The organism is Micromonospora sp. NPDC050417 (genome assembly GCF_044458865.1).
Classification (GTDB): domain Bacteria; phylum Actinomycetota; class Actinomycetes; order Mycobacteriales; family Micromonosporaceae; genus Micromonospora_G.
Genome location: NZ_JBITIH010000020.1, coordinates 61,985 through 81,953 on the forward strand (window position 1 = coordinate 61,985; position 19,969 = coordinate 81,953).

The 19,969-nt window shown below is 71.0% G+C and carries 19 protein-coding genes and 1 pseudogene; 6 read left to right on the forward strand and 14 right to left on the reverse strand.

Translation table 11 applies throughout. The features are described from left to right. The first annotated feature begins 34 nt into the window (after positions 1–34). Entirely contained in the window at positions 35–1,249 is a 1,215-nt protein-coding gene (locus ACIBF5_RS24335; RefSeq protein ID WP_396815177.1) for a zinc-dependent alcohol dehydrogenase, read from the forward strand. A 19-nt stretch (positions 1,250–1,268) separates the two neighbouring features. Here ACIBF5_RS24335 and ACIBF5_RS24340 read toward each other — a convergent pair whose 3' ends face one another. The 4 genes from ACIBF5_RS24340 to ACIBF5_RS24355 all read right to left on the reverse strand — a co-directional run bounded on the left by ACIBF5_RS24340 (position 1,269) and on the right by ACIBF5_RS24355 (position 3,951). Continuing rightward, positions 1,269–1,478, reverse strand: coding sequence for an alpha/beta hydrolase (locus ACIBF5_RS24340; protein WP_396815178.1), 210 nt, complete (start codon positions 1,476–1,478; stop codon positions 1,269–1,271). Positions 1,479–1,500: 22 nt separating this feature from the next. Then, on the reverse strand, positions 1,501–1,881 hold the full coding sequence (locus ACIBF5_RS24345) for a hypothetical protein (RefSeq protein WP_396815179.1): 381 nt from the start codon (positions 1,879–1,881) through the stop codon (positions 1,501–1,503). A 22-nt stretch (positions 1,882–1,903) separates the two neighbouring features. Then, the gene (locus tag ACIBF5_RS24350) at positions 1,904–2,530 is read right to left on the reverse strand and encodes a DUF305 domain-containing protein (RefSeq protein ID WP_396815180.1); all 627 of its coding nucleotides are present in this window, start codon (positions 2,528–2,530) and stop codon (positions 1,904–1,906) included. A gap of 98 nt (positions 2,531–2,628) precedes the next feature. Beyond that, entirely contained in the window at positions 2,629–3,951 is a 1,323-nt protein-coding gene (locus ACIBF5_RS24355) for a DUF1996 domain-containing protein (protein WP_396815181.1), read from the reverse strand. 334 nt (positions 3,952–4,285) lie between these two features. Between ACIBF5_RS24355 and ACIBF5_RS24360 the strand changes: the two are divergent. Further along, a pseudogene (locus tag ACIBF5_RS24360) lies at positions 4,286–4,612 on the forward strand (hypothetical protein); the annotation flags it as partial. Beyond that, positions 4,597–4,770: a transcriptional regulator gene (locus ACIBF5_RS24365; protein ID WP_396815182.1), complete on the forward strand. Its 174-nt coding sequence runs from the start codon at positions 4,597–4,599 to the stop codon at positions 4,768–4,770. The pseudogene ACIBF5_RS24360 and the gene ACIBF5_RS24365, both read left to right, overlap by 16 nt. A gap of 98 nt (positions 4,771–4,868) precedes the next feature. Here the strand turns inward: ACIBF5_RS24365 and ACIBF5_RS24370 are convergent, their stop codons facing one another. From ACIBF5_RS24370 to ACIBF5_RS24390, 5 genes are all read right to left on the reverse strand, one after another. Further along, positions 4,869–6,359, reverse strand: a complete 1,491-nt coding sequence (locus ACIBF5_RS24370) for a rhamnulokinase family protein (protein ID WP_396815183.1) — start codon at positions 6,357–6,359, stop codon at positions 4,869–4,871. A gap of 35 nt (positions 6,360–6,394) precedes the next feature. Then, complete coding sequence (locus ACIBF5_RS24375) at positions 6,395–8,434, reverse strand: bifunctional aldolase/short-chain dehydrogenase (protein ID WP_396815184.1); 2,040 nt, start codon at positions 8,432–8,434, stop codon at positions 6,395–6,397. Positions 8,435–8,490: 56 nt separating this feature from the next. After that, positions 8,491–9,666: an L-rhamnose isomerase gene (gene rhaI, locus ACIBF5_RS24380; protein WP_396815185.1), complete on the reverse strand. Its 1,176-nt coding sequence runs from the start codon at positions 9,664–9,666 to the stop codon at positions 8,491–8,493. Next, complete coding sequence (locus ACIBF5_RS24385; RefSeq protein WP_396815186.1) at positions 9,663–10,043, reverse strand: L-rhamnose mutarotase; 381 nt, start codon at positions 10,041–10,043, stop codon at positions 9,663–9,665. Before ACIBF5_RS24385 ends, rhaI begins: the two co-directional genes overlap by 4 nt. An 88-nt stretch (positions 10,044–10,131) precedes the next feature. Beyond that, a complete protein-coding gene (locus tag ACIBF5_RS24390) occupies positions 10,132–11,166 on the reverse strand; it encodes a LacI family DNA-binding transcriptional regulator (RefSeq protein ID WP_396815187.1) in 1,035 nt (344 codons plus the stop codon). A 323-nt stretch (positions 11,167–11,489) separates the two neighbouring features. Between ACIBF5_RS24390 and ACIBF5_RS24395 the strand changes: the two genes are divergently transcribed. Next, positions 11,490–12,332 carry a PmoA family protein gene (locus ACIBF5_RS24395; RefSeq protein ID WP_396815188.1) on the forward strand — a complete coding sequence of 281 codons (843 nt, stop codon included), beginning with the start codon at positions 11,490–11,492 and terminating at the stop codon, positions 12,330–12,332. Between the two features lie 106 nt (positions 12,333–12,438). Here the strand turns inward: ACIBF5_RS24395 and ACIBF5_RS24400 are convergent, their stop codons facing one another. From ACIBF5_RS24400 to ACIBF5_RS24420, 5 genes are all read right to left on the reverse strand, one after another. Next, entirely contained in the window at positions 12,439–13,146 is a 708-nt protein-coding gene (locus tag ACIBF5_RS24400) for a hypothetical protein (RefSeq protein ID WP_396815189.1), read from the reverse strand. Positions 13,147–13,150: 4 nt separating this feature from the next. Beyond that, positions 13,151–14,014, reverse strand: coding sequence for a carbohydrate ABC transporter permease (locus tag ACIBF5_RS24405; RefSeq protein ID WP_396815190.1), 864 nt, complete (start codon positions 14,012–14,014; stop codon positions 13,151–13,153). Next, positions 14,011–14,976: a carbohydrate ABC transporter permease gene (locus ACIBF5_RS24410; RefSeq protein ID WP_396815191.1), complete on the reverse strand. Its 966-nt coding sequence runs from the start codon at positions 14,974–14,976 to the stop codon at positions 14,011–14,013. Before ACIBF5_RS24410 ends, ACIBF5_RS24405 begins: the two co-directional genes overlap by 4 nt. Before the next feature lie 228 nt (positions 14,977–15,204). After that, positions 15,205–15,786: a TIGR03086 family metal-binding protein gene (locus tag ACIBF5_RS24415; protein ID WP_396815192.1), complete on the reverse strand. Its 582-nt coding sequence runs from the start codon at positions 15,784–15,786 to the stop codon at positions 15,205–15,207. 93 nt (positions 15,787–15,879) lie between these two features. Then, positions 15,880–16,485 (reverse strand): TetR/AcrR family transcriptional regulator, encoded by a 606-nt coding sequence (locus ACIBF5_RS24420; protein ID WP_396815193.1) that lies wholly within the window; start codon positions 16,483–16,485, stop codon positions 15,880–15,882. Between the two features lie 171 nt (positions 16,486–16,656). Between ACIBF5_RS24420 and ACIBF5_RS24425 the strand changes: the two genes are divergently transcribed. Together ACIBF5_RS24425 and ACIBF5_RS24430 are read left to right on the forward strand one after the other, a co-directional pair. Next, entirely contained in the window at positions 16,657–18,936 is a 2,280-nt protein-coding gene (locus tag ACIBF5_RS24425) for a TRAP transporter permease (RefSeq protein WP_396815194.1), read from the forward strand. Continuing rightward, on the forward strand, positions 18,933–19,952 hold the full coding sequence (locus ACIBF5_RS24430; RefSeq protein ID WP_396815195.1) for a TAXI family TRAP transporter solute-binding subunit: 1,020 nt from the start codon (positions 18,933–18,935) through the stop codon (positions 19,950–19,952). The genes ACIBF5_RS24425 and ACIBF5_RS24430 overlap by 4 nt, the downstream gene beginning before the upstream one ends. Positions 19,953–19,969: the final 17 nt, after the last annotated feature.

Below are 19,969 nucleotides of genomic sequence, written 5' to 3' on the forward strand. Positions count from 1 at the left end.
ACGGCTCGTGGACCTGGGGAAGGGGCTTTTCGAGATGAGGGCAGCGGTCTGGCACGGTGTCGGCGATATCCGGTTGGACGAGGTACCGGATCCGCGCATCGAGGAACCCACCGACGCGATCGTCCGAATCACCAGAACCGCCATCTGCGGCACCGACCTGCACTTCGCTCGGGGCACCGTACCCGGGCTGAGTGACGGCAGCATCCTCGGCCACGAGGGCGTCGGCCAGGTGGTCCAGGTCGGCAGCGCGGTACGCAACTTCTCACCCGGCGACCGGGTGGTGGTCTCGTCCACCATCTCCTGCGGGTTCTGTTCCTACTGCCGGGCCGGCTATCAGGCCCAGTGCGACAACGCCAACCCCGGTGGGCGACGCGCGGGCACCGCCTACTACGGCGCCCCCGCGAGCGCCGGTGGGTTCGCCGGACTCCAGGCCGAGTACGCGCGCATCCCGTACGCCAGCAACGGCCTGGTCGCCCTCCCCGACGACGTCTCCGACGACGAGGCGATCCTGCTGTCGGACATCTTCCCGACCGCCTGGTTCGGGGCCCGGATCGCGGACGTCTCCGCCGGTGACACGGTCGCCGTCTTCGGCTGCGGACCGGTCGGACAGTTGGCGATCCTCTCCGCGCAACTCCAGGGCGCCGGCCGGGTCATCGCGGTCGACCAGTTACCGGACCGGCTCGCGACCGCGAAGGGTCAACACGCCGAGGTGGTCGACTTCAGCGTGGAGGACCCGGTGTCGGTGATCGACGAGCTGACCGGCGGAATCGGTGTCGACCGGGCGATCGACGCGGTCGGCGTCGACGCCCAGCACCCGTCCCACGGCCCGGCCGCCCAGCAGGCGCAGGAGCAGGCCGACCTGCTCGCCTGGGAACGCGACGCGGTCGCCGCCCAGGCGGCACCGCAGGACGACAACTGGGTGCCGGGCAACGCCCCGGGGCAGGCACTGCGGTGGGCGGTCGACGCCCTGGCCAAGGCCGGCACGCTCGGCATCCTCGGGGTCTACCCGCCGACGATGACCTCGTTCCCGACCGGCATCGCGATGAACAAGAACCTCACCATCAAGGCCGGCAACGCCAACCACCGGCACTACCTGCCGCAACTGGTCGAGATGATCGGCAACGGCACGGTCGACCCGTCCGGGTTGGTCACCGAGGAGGAGCCGATGGGTGACATCATCGGCGCGTACCACGAGTTCGACCGGCGTGAGCCGGGCTGGCTCAAGGTGGCGATCGATCCCACCACCTGAGGCTCCGCCGGAGCTTCGGTTATCCGAGCAGGTCTGCCAGCAGGCGTTCACCGGCCAACCAGGGGCCGTAACCGGCGGCCGTGTTGAGGTGACCGGCGTCGCCCGCGTCGACCAGCTCCGCGCCCCAGGCCGCCGCGTACGTGGCCACCTGCGCGAACGTCGCGTGCGGATCGTGCCAGTGGTGCGTCGTGGGGAGGCCCCGGCCGGGCACCAGAAGCACGCTCGGCATGCGATCGACCGTACCGCCTCCGCTAGCGTGCCGGCTGCCCCGAGCGCCAGGTGTCAGGCGCGACGAGCAGCAGCACCAACGCCGTGGTGATCGCGAGCCCTTGTGCGACATCCGCCGCGCCCGTCCCATGGACGATCAGGGCTACCAGCCCGACGGTGGAGAGCAGGAGAAAGAACCAGCGAAAGATCCGGCCACCGTGCCAGAGCGCGTACGCCCACGCAGCGCCCACCGCCAGCCGAATGACGCCATCTATCAGTGTTTCGGCTCTGGCGGCGCCGAATCCGCCGATCGTCTCGGCCAGCACCACGACGAGGTTCACCGCGCACACCAGTACCACCGCGCCGACCACCTGGACCGGTGGTCGGCGCCGCCCTGACCTTGTCGGTTCGCTGATACCGGTCACTCAGGCAGTGTGCGCCAGACGATCAACGGCCCTGGGATTCCAGCTTGGCGAGCTGGTCGAGCTGCGTGGTCCGGGTCTGCTCGATCTGGGTGGCCAGCTCCCGGATGTGCGGCTCGCTGCCGGACTTCTCCACCGCACGGGCGAGCCGCACCGTCTGCTCCAGGTGGTCGCGCATGTTGCTGACGAAGAGCTGGTCGAACGCGGGGCCGCTGGCGTCGTTGAGCGCACGCAGGTCGTCGGCGGTGACCATGCCCGGCATGTCGTGCCCCTCGTGCTCGTTGCTCTCCGCCACCCCCGCCTGCCGCAGCAGGTCCCGCAGCCCGGTCAGCTCGCCCCGGTGGCCCTTGCCGACCTGGTCGGCCAGCTCACGTACACCGGTGTTCGAGGTCTGTTTCGGGGTGAGGTCGGTCAGCAGCAGGGTCGTTTCGTCCAGCGCGATCATCAGTTGGGTCCAGGCGACGTCGGTCGGGTTGAACGCCCCGGCCGCCCCGGCGGGACCGGTCGTGCCGCTCGGGCCGAGGGTCACGGACGGCGCCGCCGACCCGCCTGGGCCGGACCCGGCCGCCGGCTTGCCGCCGCTGTCGGCACAACCCGCCACGAGTACGGCGAGCAGGACGAGCGGCAGCGCGCCGCGTACGGTCGAATTCATCGTGGTTCTCCCAGGTGCTGACGGTGGTGGACGAACCGGGGCGGGACCCGGCTCGCCGGGCCCCGCCTCTCGATCACCTTCTCACCATCGGGACAGCCTCAGTAGGTCCCGTTGTGGTTGCACTTGATGACCGGCCGGATGCAGTCGCGCACCCGCCGCTCCATCTCCGCCGCGGGCCAGGCGTTGAAGAAGTCGCCGTGCATCGTGTAACCGGGACCGGACGCCAACCGGAAGTTGGCCGGGTTGCCGTTCACCGGGTAACGCAGCACCTGGCGCAGCTTCGGCACGTGCACCGGGTGGGTGGACGGGCATGCCTGGTTGACCGGGTAGGCCATGTGGCTCTTGTGGTCGGGCGAGTCCAGGTCACGGCCGTTCCAGCACTGCGGGAAGTCGAGGTACGACTCCATCATGGTGCCGGCGGGACAGTTGACGAAGTCCTTGCCCGGTGGGATGTGCCCGGCGTGCAGGCAGGACCAGCGGGCGATGCTGTCGTCACCGCCGGTGGCCCGGGCGTTGCCGGCGACGATCTTCAGACCGAGCGGCATCGGCTGGGTCTGGGCCACCACGTCGGCGCGTACGCCCTCGCCGAGGTAGTAGAAGGTGGCGATGGTCGGCTCCACCGGCACGTTGTTGTTGTAGAGCGTCGGCACCCAGTACGACGACAGGTCGATCGCCGGATTGCAGTTGCTCGACGCATTGGCCAGGCTCGTGTAGTCCGAGTTGGCGTTGGTCGAGGTGTTGCCGAAGAAGCTGTGCATGTGCGAGGCGCCGGCCAGGCCGGGGTAGATGATCGGGTCGTCCGGCAGCCGGTGGCTGAACGGACAGTCGGCCGGGAACTCGGCCACCCGGACGATCGGACCGCCGGGCGGTGGCGGAGGCGGTGGCGGAGGTGGTGCCCCACCGTCGTCGCCGAAGACCTGGAACTCCCAGAGCGACACCCCGTACGCGGTGGCGCGCTTGGTCGCGTGCAGCCGTACGTAGCGGCCGTTGCCGGAGACGGTGATGCTCTTGCTGCCGCCGGTCCCGTTCACCGTGGTGTGGATGGTGGTCCAGTTGGTGGCGTCGTTCGAGGTCTGGATGCGGAAGTCACTGGCGTACGCCGCCTCCCAGTTCAGCGCCACCCGGCTGATCGCGCGGGCGGAGCCGAGGTCGACCTGGATCCACTGCGGGTCGCTGAACGCGCTGGACCAGCGGGTGCCGGCGTTGCCGTCGACGGCTGCGGCGGCGGTGAAGCCACCCTCGACCGACGACGCGGTGGCCGGCCGCCCCTGGGAGAGCGTGATCTCGGCGGCGGCGGCGGGGCTGACACCGACCGCGAGGTAGGTCCCGAGCAGGGCGACGAGGGCGGTGGCCAGGGTGGCCAGGCGCAGCCGTTGGTGTGGTGGTCGGGTACGGACTGGTGGTGGTGCGACCGGTTGCATGGGGGCTCCTTCGAGGCATGGGGCGGAGAGCGGCGGGGGAGTCGCCACCGGTGCAACGTCCGTGGGTGAGGTTCGGTGGCGTCCGGCTCCACGGTGGAGGTGACGCCGGGACGGGCGCGGGTCGGGCGCACCGGAACCTGTGTCGAGCGGGTTAACGGACGGGTGTCGAACTGTGAAGGGAGAGCGCTCTCTGGCACCACTTTGACTCTTCTATCGCCCAGAGTCAATGCTTCGGGACGGTTCCGGAACAGCCTCTTTTCGCGGACGAATCCCTCGATCGTGATCGATGTCCGCGCGCTCCGCTCCACGCGGCGTGATCATGCAGAATGGTGCGATGGACCGGCCGCTCCTGTTCCTCGACGTAGACGGGCCGCTCATTCCGTTCGGGGCGCCAGGGTGGGCACGGGAGGCGGATCACTCGCCACCTCGTACGTTCGCCAACCCGCTGCTCGCCAGGCTCGATCGGGATCACGGGCGACGGTTGTGGGCACTCCCCTGTGACCTGGTGTGGGCGACGACCTGGATGGCTGATGCGAACGACGAGATCGCCCCGCTGCTCGGCCTGCCCGACCTGCCGGTGGTCGAGTGGCCGGACGTGGATGACGTACGCGGTGGGCTGCACTGGAAGACCCAGGGGCTGGTGGGTTGGGCGGCCGGACGTCCCTGGAGTCGGCGGGCTACCTCACCATCAGGAAGGGCCACGTCGGACGTCGCCCGCGTACCTGGTTGTCGCTCACGCCCGGCGGTCGCGCCGCCCTCCGGTCACACATAGCCGCGCTGCAACGCATCCTCAGCCGGGCCGAACGCTCGGACGAATGACGTGCGACGTGTCAGGTCGACGGGGTGGGGTGCCGTGCCACCGCACGAGACACGGCACCCCCTTTCCGAACCCGTGGGCACCCCTCCCACGGGGGTCTTCAGCCGGGCCGACCGACCCGCTCTGCCGCCGACCGCCACGCCGCCTCGGCGCCCGGCGTCGGCCGGTACGTCCGCAGCGCCCCGTCGCGGCGGGTCAGCGCCCGCAGCTCGGTCAACCCACCGTCCAACACCCCCAACGCCCGCGCCTGCACCAGGGCGTTGCCGATCGCGGTCGCCTCGACCGGTCCGGCCACGACCGGCAGCCCACAGGCATCGGCGGTGAGTTGGCAGAGCAGTTCGTTGCGGGCGCCGCCGCCGACGATGTGCACCACCTCGACGTCGCGTCCGGCCAGTTCCTGCGCCTGCCGCACGGCGGCCCGGTGGGCGAGCGCCAGACTGTCCACGATGCAGCGCACCAGCGCCGCCGGGTCGGCCGGCGCCGGCTGACCCAGCCGTACGCAGGCCTTCGCCAACCGCGTCGGCATGTCACCCGGCGACAGGAACTCGGGGTCGTCGGGATCGACCACGGCGGCCAGCCCCGGTCGGCGGGCGGCCTCGGCCAGCAGCTCGGGCAACTCCACCGTCAACCCACCGGCTCGCCAGGTACGCAGCGACTCCTGCAACAGCCAGAGTCCCATCACGTTGCGCAGGTAGCGGATCGTGCCGTCGACCCCGGCCTCGTTGCTGAAGTTGGCCGCCCGGCTGGCGGGGGAGAGGACCGGGGTGGTCAGCTCCAGCCCGACCAGCGACCAGGTGCCGCAGGAGATGAAGGCGAACCGGTCGTCCGCTGCCGGCACCGCGACCACCGCCGAGGCGGTGTCGTGCGAGCCGACAGCGGTGACCGGCACCGGCCAGGTCGCGCCGATCGTCGCACCGATCTCCGGCAACAGGTCTCCGGCGGCGTCGCCGGGGCGGCGCAGCGGGCCGAAGATCCGTGCCGGCAGCCCGGCCTGTTCGATCAGCTCGGTCGACCACTCCCTGGTCCGTACGTCGAGCAGTTGGGTGGTGGAGGCGTTGGTGACCTCACTGCCCGCGACCCCGGTCAGCCAGTACGAGAGCAGGTCCGGGACGAGTAGCATCCGCTGCGCCGCCGCCAGCGCGGGTGTGCCGAGAGCGGCGGTGAGCTGGAACAACGTGTTGAACGGCAGCAGTTGCAGCCCGGTTGTCTGATAGAGCCGCTGCGCGCCGAGCGCCCCCACCACCCGCTCCGGGACACCGTCGGTGCGCGAGTCGCGGTAGTGCACCGGGTTGCCGAGCAGCGCACCGCCCGCGTCGAGCAGGCCGTAGTCGACCGCCCAGGAGTCGATCCCGATGCTGGCCAGGTCGGGGCGGCGGGCCACGGCGGCCCGCAGCCCCGTCAGCGTCTCGGTGTGCAGCCGCAACGCGTCCCAGTAGAGCGCGTCGGGTAGCCGTACCGGGCCGTTGTCGAACCGGTGCGCCTCGGTCAGGGTGAGCCGTTCCCGGTCCACCTCGGCGAGCATCACCCGGCCACTGGACGCGCCGAGGTCGACGGCGGCGACCGCCGCCGACCTCGGAGCACTGCCGTTCATCGTGGACGGCCTGTCATCTGACCCATGTCGTCGGCTCAGCGCAGGAATGCCGCGGCTACGCCGGCGTCGACGGGTACGTGCAGGCCGGTGGTGTGCGACAGGTCCCCGCCGGTGAGCGCGAAGACCGCGTTCGCCACGTGCTCCGGCAGCACCTCCCGCTTGAGCAGGGTGCGCTGGGCGTAGTAGGCGCCCAACTCCTCCTCGGGTACGCCGTACACCGCCGCCCGTTTGGCACCCCAACCGCCGGCGAAGATGCCCGAACCCCGGACCACGCCATCGGGGTTGACCCCGTTGACCCGGATCCCGTACGGGCCCAGTTCGGCGGCGAGCAGCCGGACCTGGTGCGCCTGGTCGGCCTTGGCCGAACCGTACGCGACGTTGTTCGGGCCGGCGAAGACGGCGTTCTTGCTGACGATGTAGACGATGTCGCCGCCGGTGCCCTGGTCGATCAGCAGCTTCGCGGCGGCCCGGGAGACCAGGAACGACCCCTTCGCCATCACGTCGTGTTGCAGGTCCCAGTCGGCCTCGGTGGTCTCCAGCAGCGACTTCGACACCGACAGCCCGGCGTTGTTGACGATCAGGTCGACCCCGCCGAAGGCGAGCGCGGCCTCGGCGAACGCGGCCTCGATCCCGGCGGCGTCGGTGACGTCCACGGTCACCGGCACCGCCCGGTCAGCGTTGCCGATCTCGGCGGCGATCGTGGCCGCGGCGGTCGCGTCCCGGTCGGCGACGACCACTGCCGCGCCTTCGGCGCCGAGCCGGCGGGCGATCGCCGCCCCGATCCCGGAACCGCCGCCGGTGACCAGCGCGACCCGGCCGGCGAGCGGCTTCGGCGCCGGCAGCCGGCGCAGCTTCGCCTCTTCGAGCAGCCAGTACTCGATCCGGAACTTCTCCGACTCGTCGATCGGGGCGTACGTCGACACCGCTTCGGCGCCGCGCATCACGTTGACCGCGTTGAGGTAGTACTCCGCGGCGACCCGGGCGGTCTGCTTGTCCTTGCCGAAGCTGAACATGCCGACCCCGGGAACCAGCACGATCGCCGGGTCGGCACCCCGGATGGCGGGGGAGTCGGCGGACGCGTACCGGTCGTAGTAGGCCTGGTAGTCCCGGCGGTACGCGTCGTGCAGCTCGCGCAGCCGGGCCACCGCCTCGTCGACCGGTGCGTCCGCCGGCAGGTCCAGCACCAGCGGTCGGACCTTGGTCCGCAGGAAGTGGTCCGGGCAGGAGGTGCCGAGCGCGGCGAGCCGGGGGTGTTCGGCGCGGGCCAGGAAGTCCAGCACCGCCTCGTCGTCGCTGAAGTGCCCAACCTGCCGGACGTCGGTGCTGGCCAGACCTCGGATCACCGGGGCCAGCGCGGCGGCCTTGGCCCGTCGCCGGTCGGCCGGCAGCGCCTCGTATCCGGGCAGGACCGGACCGAAGGGCTCGGGCCGGCCGTGTTCGGCCAGGAACCGCTCGGCGGTCGCGATGATCTCCAGTGAGCGGGCTTCGCACTCCTCGCTGGTGGCGCCCCAGGCGGTGATGCCGTGGCCGCCGAGGATGACGCCGATCGCCTGCGGGTTCTCCTTGGCGAGGGTGGCGATGTCCAGACCGAGTTGGAAACCGGGGCGACGCCACGGCACCCAGAGCACCCGGTCGCCGAAGCAGCGGCGGGTCAGTTCCTCCCCGTCGGCGGCGGTCGCGAGCGCGATGCCGGCGTCGGGGTGCAGGTGGTCGACGTGCGCGACGTCGACCAGGCCGTGCATGGCGGTGTCGATCGACGGTGCGGCCCCACCCTTGCCGTGCAGGCAGAAGTCGAACGCGGCGACCATCTCGTCCTCGCGTTCGACACCGGGGTAGACGTCGACGAGGGACCGGAGCCGGTCCAGCCGCAGCACCGCCAACCCGGCCTCGGTGAGGGTGCCGATGTCGCCACCGGAGCCCTTCACCCACATCAGCTCGACCGGTTTCCCGGTGACCGGGTCCTCGCCGTTGGCCTTGACCGAGACGTTGCCGCCGCCGAAGTTGGTGTTGCGCCGGTCGGCGCCGATCCGGTGACTGCGCCCGAGCAGCGCGGTCACCTCCGGATGCGTACCCATGGCTCTGTTTCGTTTCCCCTCGTGTGTGACGTTGACTGCGATCGTGCCCACTGTGCTCAGGCGCCCCAGCCGGCCTGCTGACCGCCGACCCGGTCGGCGGCGATCTTCCCGGCGTAACCGGAACGGGCGTACGCGGCCATCGGGTCCGGGTCGAGTCCCTGTTCGGTGCGGATCTCCCGCAGCAGCGGCCGGACATCGGTGTTGTACGCGTCCATCAGCACCGCGTTCGCGCCGAGTACGTCACCGGCGGCCTGCGCGGCGGCGAGCGCGTCGGCGTCGACCAGCAGTGCCTTCGCGGTCGCCTCCTGGACGTTGAGCACCGAACGGATCTGGCCGGGGATCTTCGGCTCGATGTTGTGGCACTGGTCGAGCATGAAGTTCACGCCGGACTCCACCCGCAGCGCGTCCGCGCGGACGATCTCGTGCATGATCCGGAACAACTGGAACGGGTCGGCCGCCCCGACCATCAGGTCGTCGTCGGCGTAGAAGCGGGAGTTGAAGTCGAACGCGCCGAGTCGTCCCTCGCGCAGCAGGAACGCCACGATGAACTCGATGTTCGTGCCGGGGGCGTGGTGCCCGGTGTCGATCACCACCTGGGCCCGCTCGCCGAGCTTGAGGCAGTGCGCGTACGCGGTGCCCCAGTCCGGTACGTCGGTGACGTAGAACGCCGGCTCGAAGAGCTTGTACTCCAGCAGGATCCGCTGGTGCTCGCCGATGCGCTGGTAGGTGGCGGCGAGCGCCTCCGCGAGCCGGTCCTGCCGGGCCCGGATGTCGTCCTGGCCGGGGTAGTTGGTGCCGTCGGAGAACCAGAGCTTGAGGTCGCGGGAACCGGTCGCGTCCATGATGTCCACGCACTCGAGCAGGTGGTCGAGGGCCTTGCGCCGGATCCGGGGGTCGGGGTTGGTGACACTGCCGAGCCGGTAGTCGTCGTCCTGGAAGACGTTCGCGTTGATCGCGCCGATCCGTACCCCGAGGTCGGCGGCGTGCGCGGCGAGCTTGGCGTAGTCCTCGACCCGGTCCCACGGGATGTGCAGCGAGACGATCGGGGCGATCCCGGTGTACGCGTGCACCTGCGCCGCGTCGGCGATCTTTTCCTCCGGCGTACGGGGCACACCGGGCTGGGCGAAGACCTTGAACCGGGTGCCCGAGTTGCCGTACGCCCAGGAGGGCACCTCGATCTGCTGGCCGCGCAGGGCGGCCCGAACCTCCGGCGAGGCTGCGGTGGCGGTCACGATAGCTCCTGTGTGGATGCGGATGCGCGCTCGGTGGAGTCGAGTGCGTCGAGTTGCGCGTCGAGGTCGAAGATCTCATCGAGGACCGTGAAGCCCTCGTCCGGGCGGCGCCCGTCGAGCCCTTCGAAGAACGGGGCCATCTCCGCCTGCCACCGTGCGTTGACCTCGGTACGTTCCATCGCGGCCAGCGACTCGGCCAGGTCCTCGGTCCGGAAGTGCCCGACAAGCAGCCCGTCGGTGTGCAGGTGGAGCGAGTAGTCGTGCCACCCGGCGGCTCGGAGGGCGGCCAGCATGTCCGGCCAGACGGCGGCGTGCCGCGCGCGGTACTCGGTCAGCCGATCGGGTCTCACCCGTAGGACGAAACAGACTCTCCGCACCGGGCCCCCTTAGTTGTGAACCGTTTCAAAAAACCCGCTCTCAAACTACGAGCGACGGCGCGGGGATGTCAAGGAATGATGGCGGCGGTCAGCTTGGCCGGCGGGTGTACCGGCTCGACTCGCGGACCACGAGTTCCGGTTCGAAGATCACCTGCTGGTGCTGGTGCACGGTCGGGTCGTTCGACTCCTCCAGCATCAGCGCGGCGGCGGTACGCCCCAGGCGCTGACGGGGCTGGCGGACCGAGGAGAGCGGCACCGCCGCGGCGGCGGCGAACTCGATGTCGTCGTACCCGACCAGGGCGATCTCCTCGGGCACCCGGACCTGCTGGCGGGTCAGCTCCTGCAACACCCCGAGGGCGAGCAGGTCGTTGGCGCAGAAGACCGCGGTGGCACGGGCCGAGCGGGGCTGGCCGAGGATGCGGGCGGCGGCGTCCCGGCCGGCGGCGACGGTCGGACTGGGAGTGTCGAAGCGGCGCAACTGGTCCTCGTCGAGCCCCGCCTCGCGTAGCGCGCCCAGCGCGCCCGCGTACCGGTCCCGGACCTGCTCCAGCCGCCACGGCCCGCCGACGAAGGCGATCTGCCGGTGTCCGGTCTCGACCAGGTGTCGAGCCGCCAACTCGCCGCCGAGCCGGTCGTCGACCGAGACCGAACAGACGTCCGGTCGGGTCGAACGCCGGTCCAGCAGGACCACCAGCACGCCCCGGTCCCGGAGCCGGACCAGCCGCTCGTTGGCGTCGTCCACCGGGGTGATCAGCACACCCTGGACCCGCTGTTCCTCCAGTAGGTCCAGGTAGGCGCTCTCGCGTACCGGGTCGCCGTCGCTGTTGCAGAAGATGACCGCCATCCCGGCCGCGCCGGTGGCCTCCTCGACTCCCTTGGCGACATCGGTGAAGAAAGGGTTTGCCACGTCGAGCACGACCAGGCCGAGCGTGCGTCCCCGGCCCCGGCGCAACTGGCGGGCCGCGTCGTTGGGCACGAAGCCGAGTTCGCTGATCGCGGCGAGTACGCGGGTCCGGGTCGACGCCGCGACGATGTCGGGCCGATTGAGCACGTTGGAAACCGTGCCGACCGACACACCCGCGCGGGTGGCCACGTCACGGATGCTCACGGCTGGTCCCGCCACCGTCGCCTCCTTCCGTAGTCGTCGCTGCTGCGCGAGCGACTGAAACGTGTCAAGAATAGCGGTGCCCGGTCCGGGTCCCCCGTGTCCCGCCGACCGCGCGTCGTCGAGTCGCTCCGGGCCCGTCCGTCGCGCGTGGCCGCACCACCTCGCGCGCACCGTTGCGCGTCGTGGCGCCGACCCTACCGGCAGCAGTGGCCAGGCCGCGCCGGGTAGGGTGACGCGGATCGGGGGCAAGCGCTTTCCCGTTCACGTCGGGATCGACCCGAACCAGTTCGTACCGGGATCGACCCGAACCAGGCCGATCGACCACGAGAGGCGGACCGATGAGCCACGAAACGACCGCGACCCGGCTGCGCGTACGCGGCGAGACCGTCGCCGAGTACGTTCCCGAGCCGGACCTCGACCCGCGCCTGTCTCCCCGGCCGTACCTGCACCCGGTACGCACCCTCGCCGGAGTCACCGTCACCGACATCCTGCCCGAGGACCACCCGCACCACCTTGGCGTCTCGGTCGGGGTGCAGGACGTCAACCGCTTCAACCTCTGGGGCGGTCGCACCTACGTCCGCGACCAGGGCTACACCTGGCTTGAGGACCACGGCCGGATCGTGCCGGAAAGCTGGGGCCGGCAGGCCGACAACGGCTTCGGGCAGCGACTGCGCTGGCTCGACCGGTCCGGGCAGACCCTGGCCACCGAGGACCGGACCGTCTCCGCCGGTGCGATCGCCGGCCGCGACGACGCCTGGCTGCTCGACTTCGCCTACACACTGACCGCACCGGCGGACCGGGACGTGACGTTGGGCAGTCCGGCCACCAACGGTCGACCGGACGGCGCCGGCTACGGCGGTTTCTTCTGGCGGGCGGCACCGGGCGACACCCGGGTGCTCACCGCCAGCGCCGAAGGCGAGAAGCAGGTCAACGGGAGCACCGAGCCGTGGCTGGCGATGGTCGGGCAGAGCACCGACGGCGCCCCGTACACCCTGGTCTTCTCCGGGCTCGGCGAGGGCGACCAGTGGTTCACCCGGGACGGCGAGTACCCCGGGGTCTGCGTCGCGCTGGCCTACCAGCGCACCCTGACCATCCCGGCCGGCGGTCGGATCAGCCGCCGGCACCGGGTCGCCGTCGTGGACGGCGCCCTCACCCGTGATCGGTTGGCCGGACTGAGCTGAATCGGACCCCGACCCGGCCGGAGCGCGCCCGCACCGAGGAGGCGGGCGGTTCCGACCGGGTCAGGGTCCGCGCCGCCGGTACGACAATGGACCGGCGGGAGAGCGGTCAGCGCTCGTACGCGGGGGAGCGCCCGGCCCCGACACCGCGCGCCGAGCGGCGCTGGTCCGTTGCGTCCGCCGGGCGGTGCCGGTGTGTTGCGCCCGCGACCGCGCGGCGTCGGTCGACGGCGACCGCGGCGAGCGCCGGCAAGCCGGGCAGCAGCGGCCAGAGCACGGGTCCCATCGACGCGGTCAGTCCCACCGCGACGAGTGCGAGCAGCAGCAACCCGGTGCCGGCCGGGTCGGACCGGGTCCGGGCCACCGCCTCGGTGGCCGCGAGCGGCCAGCCGGTCGCGGGCCGCCAGGCCACGCAGGCGCGCAGCGCCACCGTGACCAGCAAACCGGTGGCGAGCAGTAGCGCCGGGCCGACGACCCGGGCGCCGGGCAGACCGGCACCGACCGCCACCGCGTCGAGCGTGAGCACGGCGGTCACCCCGACCGGCACCAGGTACGGCCACCAGCCGCTGCCCGCCGCCGCGCGCCAGGCCCGCAGGTAACCCCGTACGGTGACGCCGGTCCCGTCGTCGGCGCGCTGACGCAGCACGGTGACCGCGGCCGTGACGGCCACGTACGCGGTCACCAGTGGCAGCGCCGTGACCAGCGTGAGTACGCCGGTCACCAGCACCTCGGAGAGCCAGGCCAGTCCGGTGGCGAACCCGCCACCGGCCCTGAGCCGTCGCCCGGTGTCGCCCGCTTCCTCGTCCGTGGCGGTCATCCGTTCAGCCCTTCAACCCGGAGGTGGCGATCCCCTCGACCAGGTAACGCTGGAAGGCCAGGAAGAAGAGGACCACCGGCACGATGCTCAGCACCGACATGGCGAACATCGGGCCGAACGCCGACTCGCTGGTCTGGTCGATGAAGAGCCGCAACGCCAACGGCAGCGTGTACGTCTCCGGATCGTTCAGGTAGACCAGTTGGCTGAAGAAGTCGTTCCAGGTCCAGATGAACGTGAAGATCGTGGTGGTGACCAGTGCCGGCTTCAGCAGCGGCAGGATGACGTACCGGAAGGTCAGCACCGGTCCGCAGCCGTCGATCTCGGCGGCGTCGTCCAGTTCCCGGGGCAGCCCCCGGATGAACTGCACCATCAGGAAGATGAAGAACGCGTCGGTGGCGAGCAGCTTCGGCAGGATGAGCGGGACGAAGGTGCCGACCAGGTCGAGCTTCTGGAAGATCGTGTACTGCGGGATCAGCACCACGTGGTACGGCAGCATGATGGTGAGCAGGGTGAACGCGAACAGCGGCCCGCGCAGCCTGAACCGCAGCCGGGCGAAGGCGTACGCGGCCAGCGAGCAGGAGATCAGGTTTCCCAGCACCGCGCCGACCGCGACGATCACCGAGTTGCCGAAGAACCGCCACACGCTGATGCCCGCCACCCCGTCCAGTGCCGTGCCGTAGTTCTCCGGCACGAACCGGGTCGGCAGCAGGTCGAGACTGGACAGGATCTCGTCGGTCGGCTTCACCGAGGCGGTGAGCAGCCACGCGATCGGGTAGAGCAGCAGCACCAGCATGGCGATGATCAGCACGTGCCAGCCGAGGCCGCGCAGCCGGCGGCCGGTGCTGATGGTTGCCGTGTGAGTGGTCATTTGTTCTCCCCGGCGTAGAAGACCCAACGGCGGGAGGTGCCGAAGAAGAGCGCGGTGATCGCGGCGACGGTGAGCAGCAGGATCCAGGCCATCGCCGAGGCGTAGCCCATCCGGAACTGGGAGAAGCCGCGTTCGTAGAGGTAGAGCGTGTAGAAGAGGGTGGAGTTGCTCGGTCCGCCCCGGCCGCCGCTGACGATGAAGGCGGGGGTGAACGCCTGGAAGGCGTGGATGGTCTCCAGCACCAGGTTGAACAGGATGATCGGGGAGAGCATCGGCAGGGTCACCGAGCGGAAGGTGCGCCAGCGACCCGAGCCGTCGACCGCCGCGGCGTCGTACAACTCCTGCGGGACCTGCTTCAGCCCGGCCAGGAAGATGACCATCGGGGCGCCGAACTGCCAGATCGCGAGGATGATCAGCACGTAGATGGCGTAGTCCGGCTCGTTGATCCAGCCGCCGGTGTCCCAGCCGACCTGGCCGGTCAGCGAGTCGACGACCCCGTCGTCGGTGAAGAGCGCCCGCCAGGCCAGCGCGATCGCGACCCCGGTGCCGAGCAGCGAGGGGGCGTAGAAGGCCGACCGGTAGAAACCCTGCCCGCGCCGCGAGTTGTTGAGCAGCATCGCCACCGCGAGGGCGGCGGCCAGCTTCAACGGTACGGAGATCAGCACGTACGTCGCGGTCACCTTGGCCGAGGCGAGGAACCGGGCGTCGTCGGTGAAGAGCTTCCGGTAGTTCTCCAACCCGACCCAGTTCGGCGTGGTGAACAGGTCGTAGTCGGTGAACGAGAGGTAGAGCGAGGCGAGCATCGGGCCCAGGGTGAGCAGGAGCGCACCGAGGACCCAGGGGGAGAGGAAGAGGTAGGCGATCCCCGGCCGGTGCCGGCGGTAGCGGGGTCGGTTCCGGCCCCGTCCGGCGGCCGGGTCGGCGGACCCTGGGGGCGGCCGGCGAAGTGTCTCAGTCGTCATGGCGTGGCTATCCGATCGGCTCGTGACGCCTGCGCCGCCGGGGCAGCGCACTCCCGTGCTGGCGCGCGTGAAACCATTCAATGACGGCGAACGTACCGGCGGTCGCTGGTCCTGTCAACGAAATGGACACGGCCGTGAAACATTCACCGGCCCCTGTGGATCGGTAAGGCGGGCTTGTGAAACGTTTCATTTACCGGTACGCGCAGAGCCGCACCAGCTAGGCCCGCCTCAGTCGCCCGGAGCCCAGTCCGGGTCCCGCCCGAACACGGCCACCAACCGGTCCTGCTCACTGGCATTCTCCGGTACGTGCACCGCCGGCGAGACCAGCCCGCCCTGCCGGTACATCCCCGACCGCTCGGTGAACCACCGGGCACACTCGCGGACCGCCTCGGGGTCCAGTTTCGGCTCCACCCCGATCGCCACCGCCAGGTCCCAGCCGTGCACCAGGTGCTCGGCGAGCAACTGGCGCAGGTACTCGCTGGCCGGCGTCAGCCCGAACGACAGGTGAACCGTCCGGTCCAGCGCGCCGGCCTCGCTCGCCGCCCGTACGGCCGCCGCCGCGGCGTCCTGCGCGGCACCGGCCGGATCCGCCCCCAGCAGGTCACCGTCGAACCGGTCGCCGACCTGCTCGACGGTGGCGCCGGAGAGCAGCGGCACGGTCCAGCGGTCCTCGCCGACCACGTGGTTGACCAGTGTCCGTACGTCCCAGTGCGCGCACGGCGTCGGCGTGGGCCACTGGTCGTACCCGACCTGGGCGACCCGGTCGGTGAACTCGCTCAGGCTGCGCTGGTACGTCTGCAGCAGGTCCATGCGCCCGATTCTGCTCTGGTTCGCCCCCGCTGGCCGGGCTTTCCGCCCACCTGCTGCCGGTCGGCTCCGCGCCCGTCCGGCCCCCCGGGGTGGCTAGCCCTCCAGTTGCTCGGGGGCCAGGCCGAGTTCGCGGGCGGTGGCGAGCCGTACCCAGTCGGAGAGTCGCCGTCGGGAGATCACCCGATCATGGACCGCGGACTGCACGGCGAGCCCGTCGATCAGCGCGTTGATCCGCCAGGCGGCGCCGGCCGGGTCCTCGCAGACGAAGACCCCGTCGTCGACGCCGGCCGCGATGATCCCGGTGAGGTCTTCCTTCCAGCGCAGGTCGAGCCGGCGGGAGACCTTCTCCAACTCGGGCGTCCGCAGCGACTCGGACCAGCCGTCGATCCACATCGCCCACGACTTCGCCCGACCGGTCGGTGCGTAGAGCTTGAGGATCTTCCGGAGCTTCTCCAACGGCTGGGCCGACGAGCGCATCACCGTGTCGAGCCGGGCCAGATCCTGCTCGGCGGCGTACGCGAACGCCTCTGCGAGCAGCCGGTCCTTCGTGGAGAAGTGGTAGAAGACCAGGGCCTGACTCACCCCGGCGGCCTGGGCCACATCGGCGGTACGGGTGTTGGCCAACCCGCGCTCCTTGATCACCGCACAGGCGGTACGCAACAGCGCATCTAGGCGGACCTCGGCCGCGCGTCTTGTCACGCGGCTACGTTAACCTATCGATGTGAATACGGTAAGTCACCAGTACTGACGGTCTTCGCGTCGTGACCCGGCGTGCGATCGACAGTTCAACGGCGTACTGGGCCGCACACATTGATCTACATTGCGCAAAGGTATCGGTGTTCATCGGTGGCTCGTAGTAGGGTCCCGCACATGCCCGAGGGTCAGGCCCCTGTTCCACCAACGGCCAAGGCCGAGCGGGACAGCCCCACACGACCGTCGACGGTGGAGTCGACCACCGGCACCGGGACGGACGACAGTGGCCAGTCGACGCAACCGGACAGAAGCGCCGGGCCGGCCCTGCCCGGCGGACCGTCAGACCTGCCGGCAGTCGGGTACGACGACGAGGAACGACCCGCCCGCGCACTGACCGGACCAGCCGCCACCGTGGTCACCACGGTGGCGTTCGTCGTCGCACTGCTCGTCCTCGCGCAGGTGTTCCGGCCACTGGCCCAGGGCAGCCAGTTCTACCTGATCATCTTCCTCGCGGGCGTACTCCCGCTGGTTTTCCTCGCCTACCGGTCCGGCCTGCGGTGGCCGGCGCGGCTACGCCCGCGCGGCGCCGCGCCGACCGACCCGGACCAGCCGGACCAGCCCCGGCCCACCCGGCACGACCGCCCCACCGTCGGCGACTGGCTGCTCGCCGGAATCGCCCTGCTGGTCTGCCTCTACCCGGTGCTGCCGATCCCGATCGCCGGGGCCGGCGGCGGCTACGACGACTTCCTGGACCGGCAGGGCCTGCTCGCCCCGACCGACGTGCTGTTCGGCGCGGTGCTGCTGGTCCTGCTGATCGAGGCATGCCGCCGGACCACCGGCTGGGTGCTGCCCGTCGTCTGCCTGCTCTTCCTCGGCTACGGCTACTACGGCGGCCTGCTGCCGCAGCACTGGGCGGTCGCCCACGCCGGGCTCGACTTCGCCCAGATCGTCGACGCGCTCTACAACTCCGGCAGCGGCTTCTACGGCACCCCGCTCGACGTCGCCGCCACCTACATCGTGCTCTTCACCATCTACGGCGCCGTCCTCGACCTCTCCGGTGCCGGCCGCTTCTTCGTCGACCTCTCGGTCGCCGCGTTCCGCCGCTCCCGCAGCGCCGCCGGCCGCACCGCCGTCGCCGCCGGCTTCCTCCTCGGCACCGTCTCCGGCTCCGGCACCGCCACCGCGGTCAGCGTCGGCGCGGTGAGCTGGCCGATCCTGCGCCGCGCCGGCTACCCGGCCGAACAGGCCGGCGGCATGCTCGCCGCAGCCGGCGTCGGCGCCATCCTCTCCCCGCCCACCCTCGGCGCCGCCGCGTTCATCGTCGCCGAATACCTCCGCGTCTCCTACCTGACCGTGCTCGGCTGGGCGATGATCCCGACCCTGCTCTACTACCTCGGCATCCTGCTCGCGGTCGAGATCGACGCCCGCCGCTTCAGGGTCCGCCCGGTCGAGGTCGTCGCCGGCTCACCGAGCCGGCTGCTGCTCCGCTTCGGCTACCACTTCTCCTCACTGATCATGATCGTGGTGCTGCTCGCGGTCGGGGTCAGCGCCACCCGTTCGGTCGTCTACGCCACCGCGCTCGCGTTCGCGCTCTCCTTCCTCGACCGCCGAGGCTGGCTCACCCCCGGCCGGCTCTTCACCGCGCTGGTCAACGGCGTACGCGGGGTCCTCCCCGTCGCCGCCGTCTGCGGCGCCGCCGGCATCATCACCGCCACCACCACCAAGACCGGACTCGGCGCCCAGTTCGCCGGACTCCTCGTCCGTGCCGCCGAGACCCTCGCCGACCGGCCCGCGGTCGTGCTCGCACTCACCGTCGTCTTCGCCGCCGTCGCCCTCGCGCTGCTCGGGCTCGCCGTACCGGTCACCGCCTCGTTCATCATCGGCTGGGTCATCATCGGACCGGCGCTGCTCGCGCTCGGCGTACCGGCCCCGGCCGCGGCGATGTTCGTCTTCTACTACTCGGTCCTCTCCGAGGTCACCCCGCCGACCGCGCTCGCCGCCGTCGGAGCCGCCGCGATCACCGGCGGACGGACCGTCGGCACCATGTGGCAGGCACTGAAGTACGCGCTCCCGGCCTTCCTCGCCCCAATCGCCTTCGTTCTCACCGGGCCGGGGGAGTACCTGCTCGGTCGGGGACCGGCGCTCGGGGTGCTCTGGACCGGTCTCGTCGCCTGCGTCGGCATCGCGGCGCTCGCCACCGCGACCGGCGGATGGGTGCTCGGCGTCGGACCGGTCGACCGGCCGGGGCGGATCCTCGCCGGCACCGCCGGCCTGCTCCTGCTCTACCTGCACCCGATCTCGATCCTCGCGGGCGGCGGGCTGCTCGCGGCGACCGTCGCACTGGCCCTCGTCCGGCGCCGCGCCGACCACCGGGCGGCCGACGGCGGTGCGGTCAGGTCAACGGCCCGGCCCACCCTGAAGTCGGACCCGTCATCCCGGAAGAAGGAGAGCACATGAACCGTGCCACCAAGGCCGTCGCGACACTCGCGGCGGTCGGCCTCGGCCTGGCCGGCCTGGTCGGTTGCGGCGGCCGGCAGGACGGGGCCAGCACCGACGCCGGCGGCGACGTGACCTGCGAGGTCGGGGCGGACACCCGGATCGGCATCGCCACCGGCAATGCCACCGGCGTCTACTTCGCGCTCGGCAACGCGTACGCGGAGCAGGTCACCACCACGACCGACGGCAAGGTCAAGGCGAGCGCGGCGGAGACCGGCGCGTCCGTACAGAACATCCAGCAGTTGGTCGCCGGGAGCTACGCGGTCGCGTTCTCACTCGCCGACACGGCGGCCGACGCGGTGGCGGGCAAGGGCAGCTTCAACGGGCAGGCACAGCCGGTGCAGGCACTCTCCCGGATCTACACCAACTACACCCAGGTGGTGGTCCGTACCGGCGCCGGCATCACCTCGGTCGCCGGGATGAAGGGCAAGCGGGTCTCCACCGGTTCCCCGAAGTCGGGCACCGAAGTGATCGCCCACCGGCTGTTACAGGCCGCCGGTCTCGACCCGGCCTCGGACATCCAGGCCCAGCGGCTCGACCTGACCAAGACCGTCGACGGCATGAAGGACGGCTCGATCGACGCCTTCTTCTGGTCCGGCGGCCTCCCCACCCCCGGCATCACCGATCTGCTCACCACCAGCCGCGACCAGGTCGCCTTCCTCGACATCACCCCGCTGCTGGCCGAGATGAAGAAGGTCAACCCGGTGTACGAGGTCGGCACCATCCCGGCCGCGACCTACGGCACCCCCGCCGAGGTACGGACCATCGTGGTGCCGAACCTACTGCTGGTGAAGAGCGACCTCGACGCGAACCTGGTCTGCGTACTGACCAGGGCACTGTTCGACCGGAAGCCGCAGTTGGAGCAGGCCAACGCGGCAGCCAGGGAGATCAGCCTGGAGACCGCCCGCAACACCGACCCGGTTCCGCTGCACCGGGGCGCGCGCAAGGCGCTGGACGACCTCACCGAGGCGAAGTAGCGACCCGGGCGGGGTGC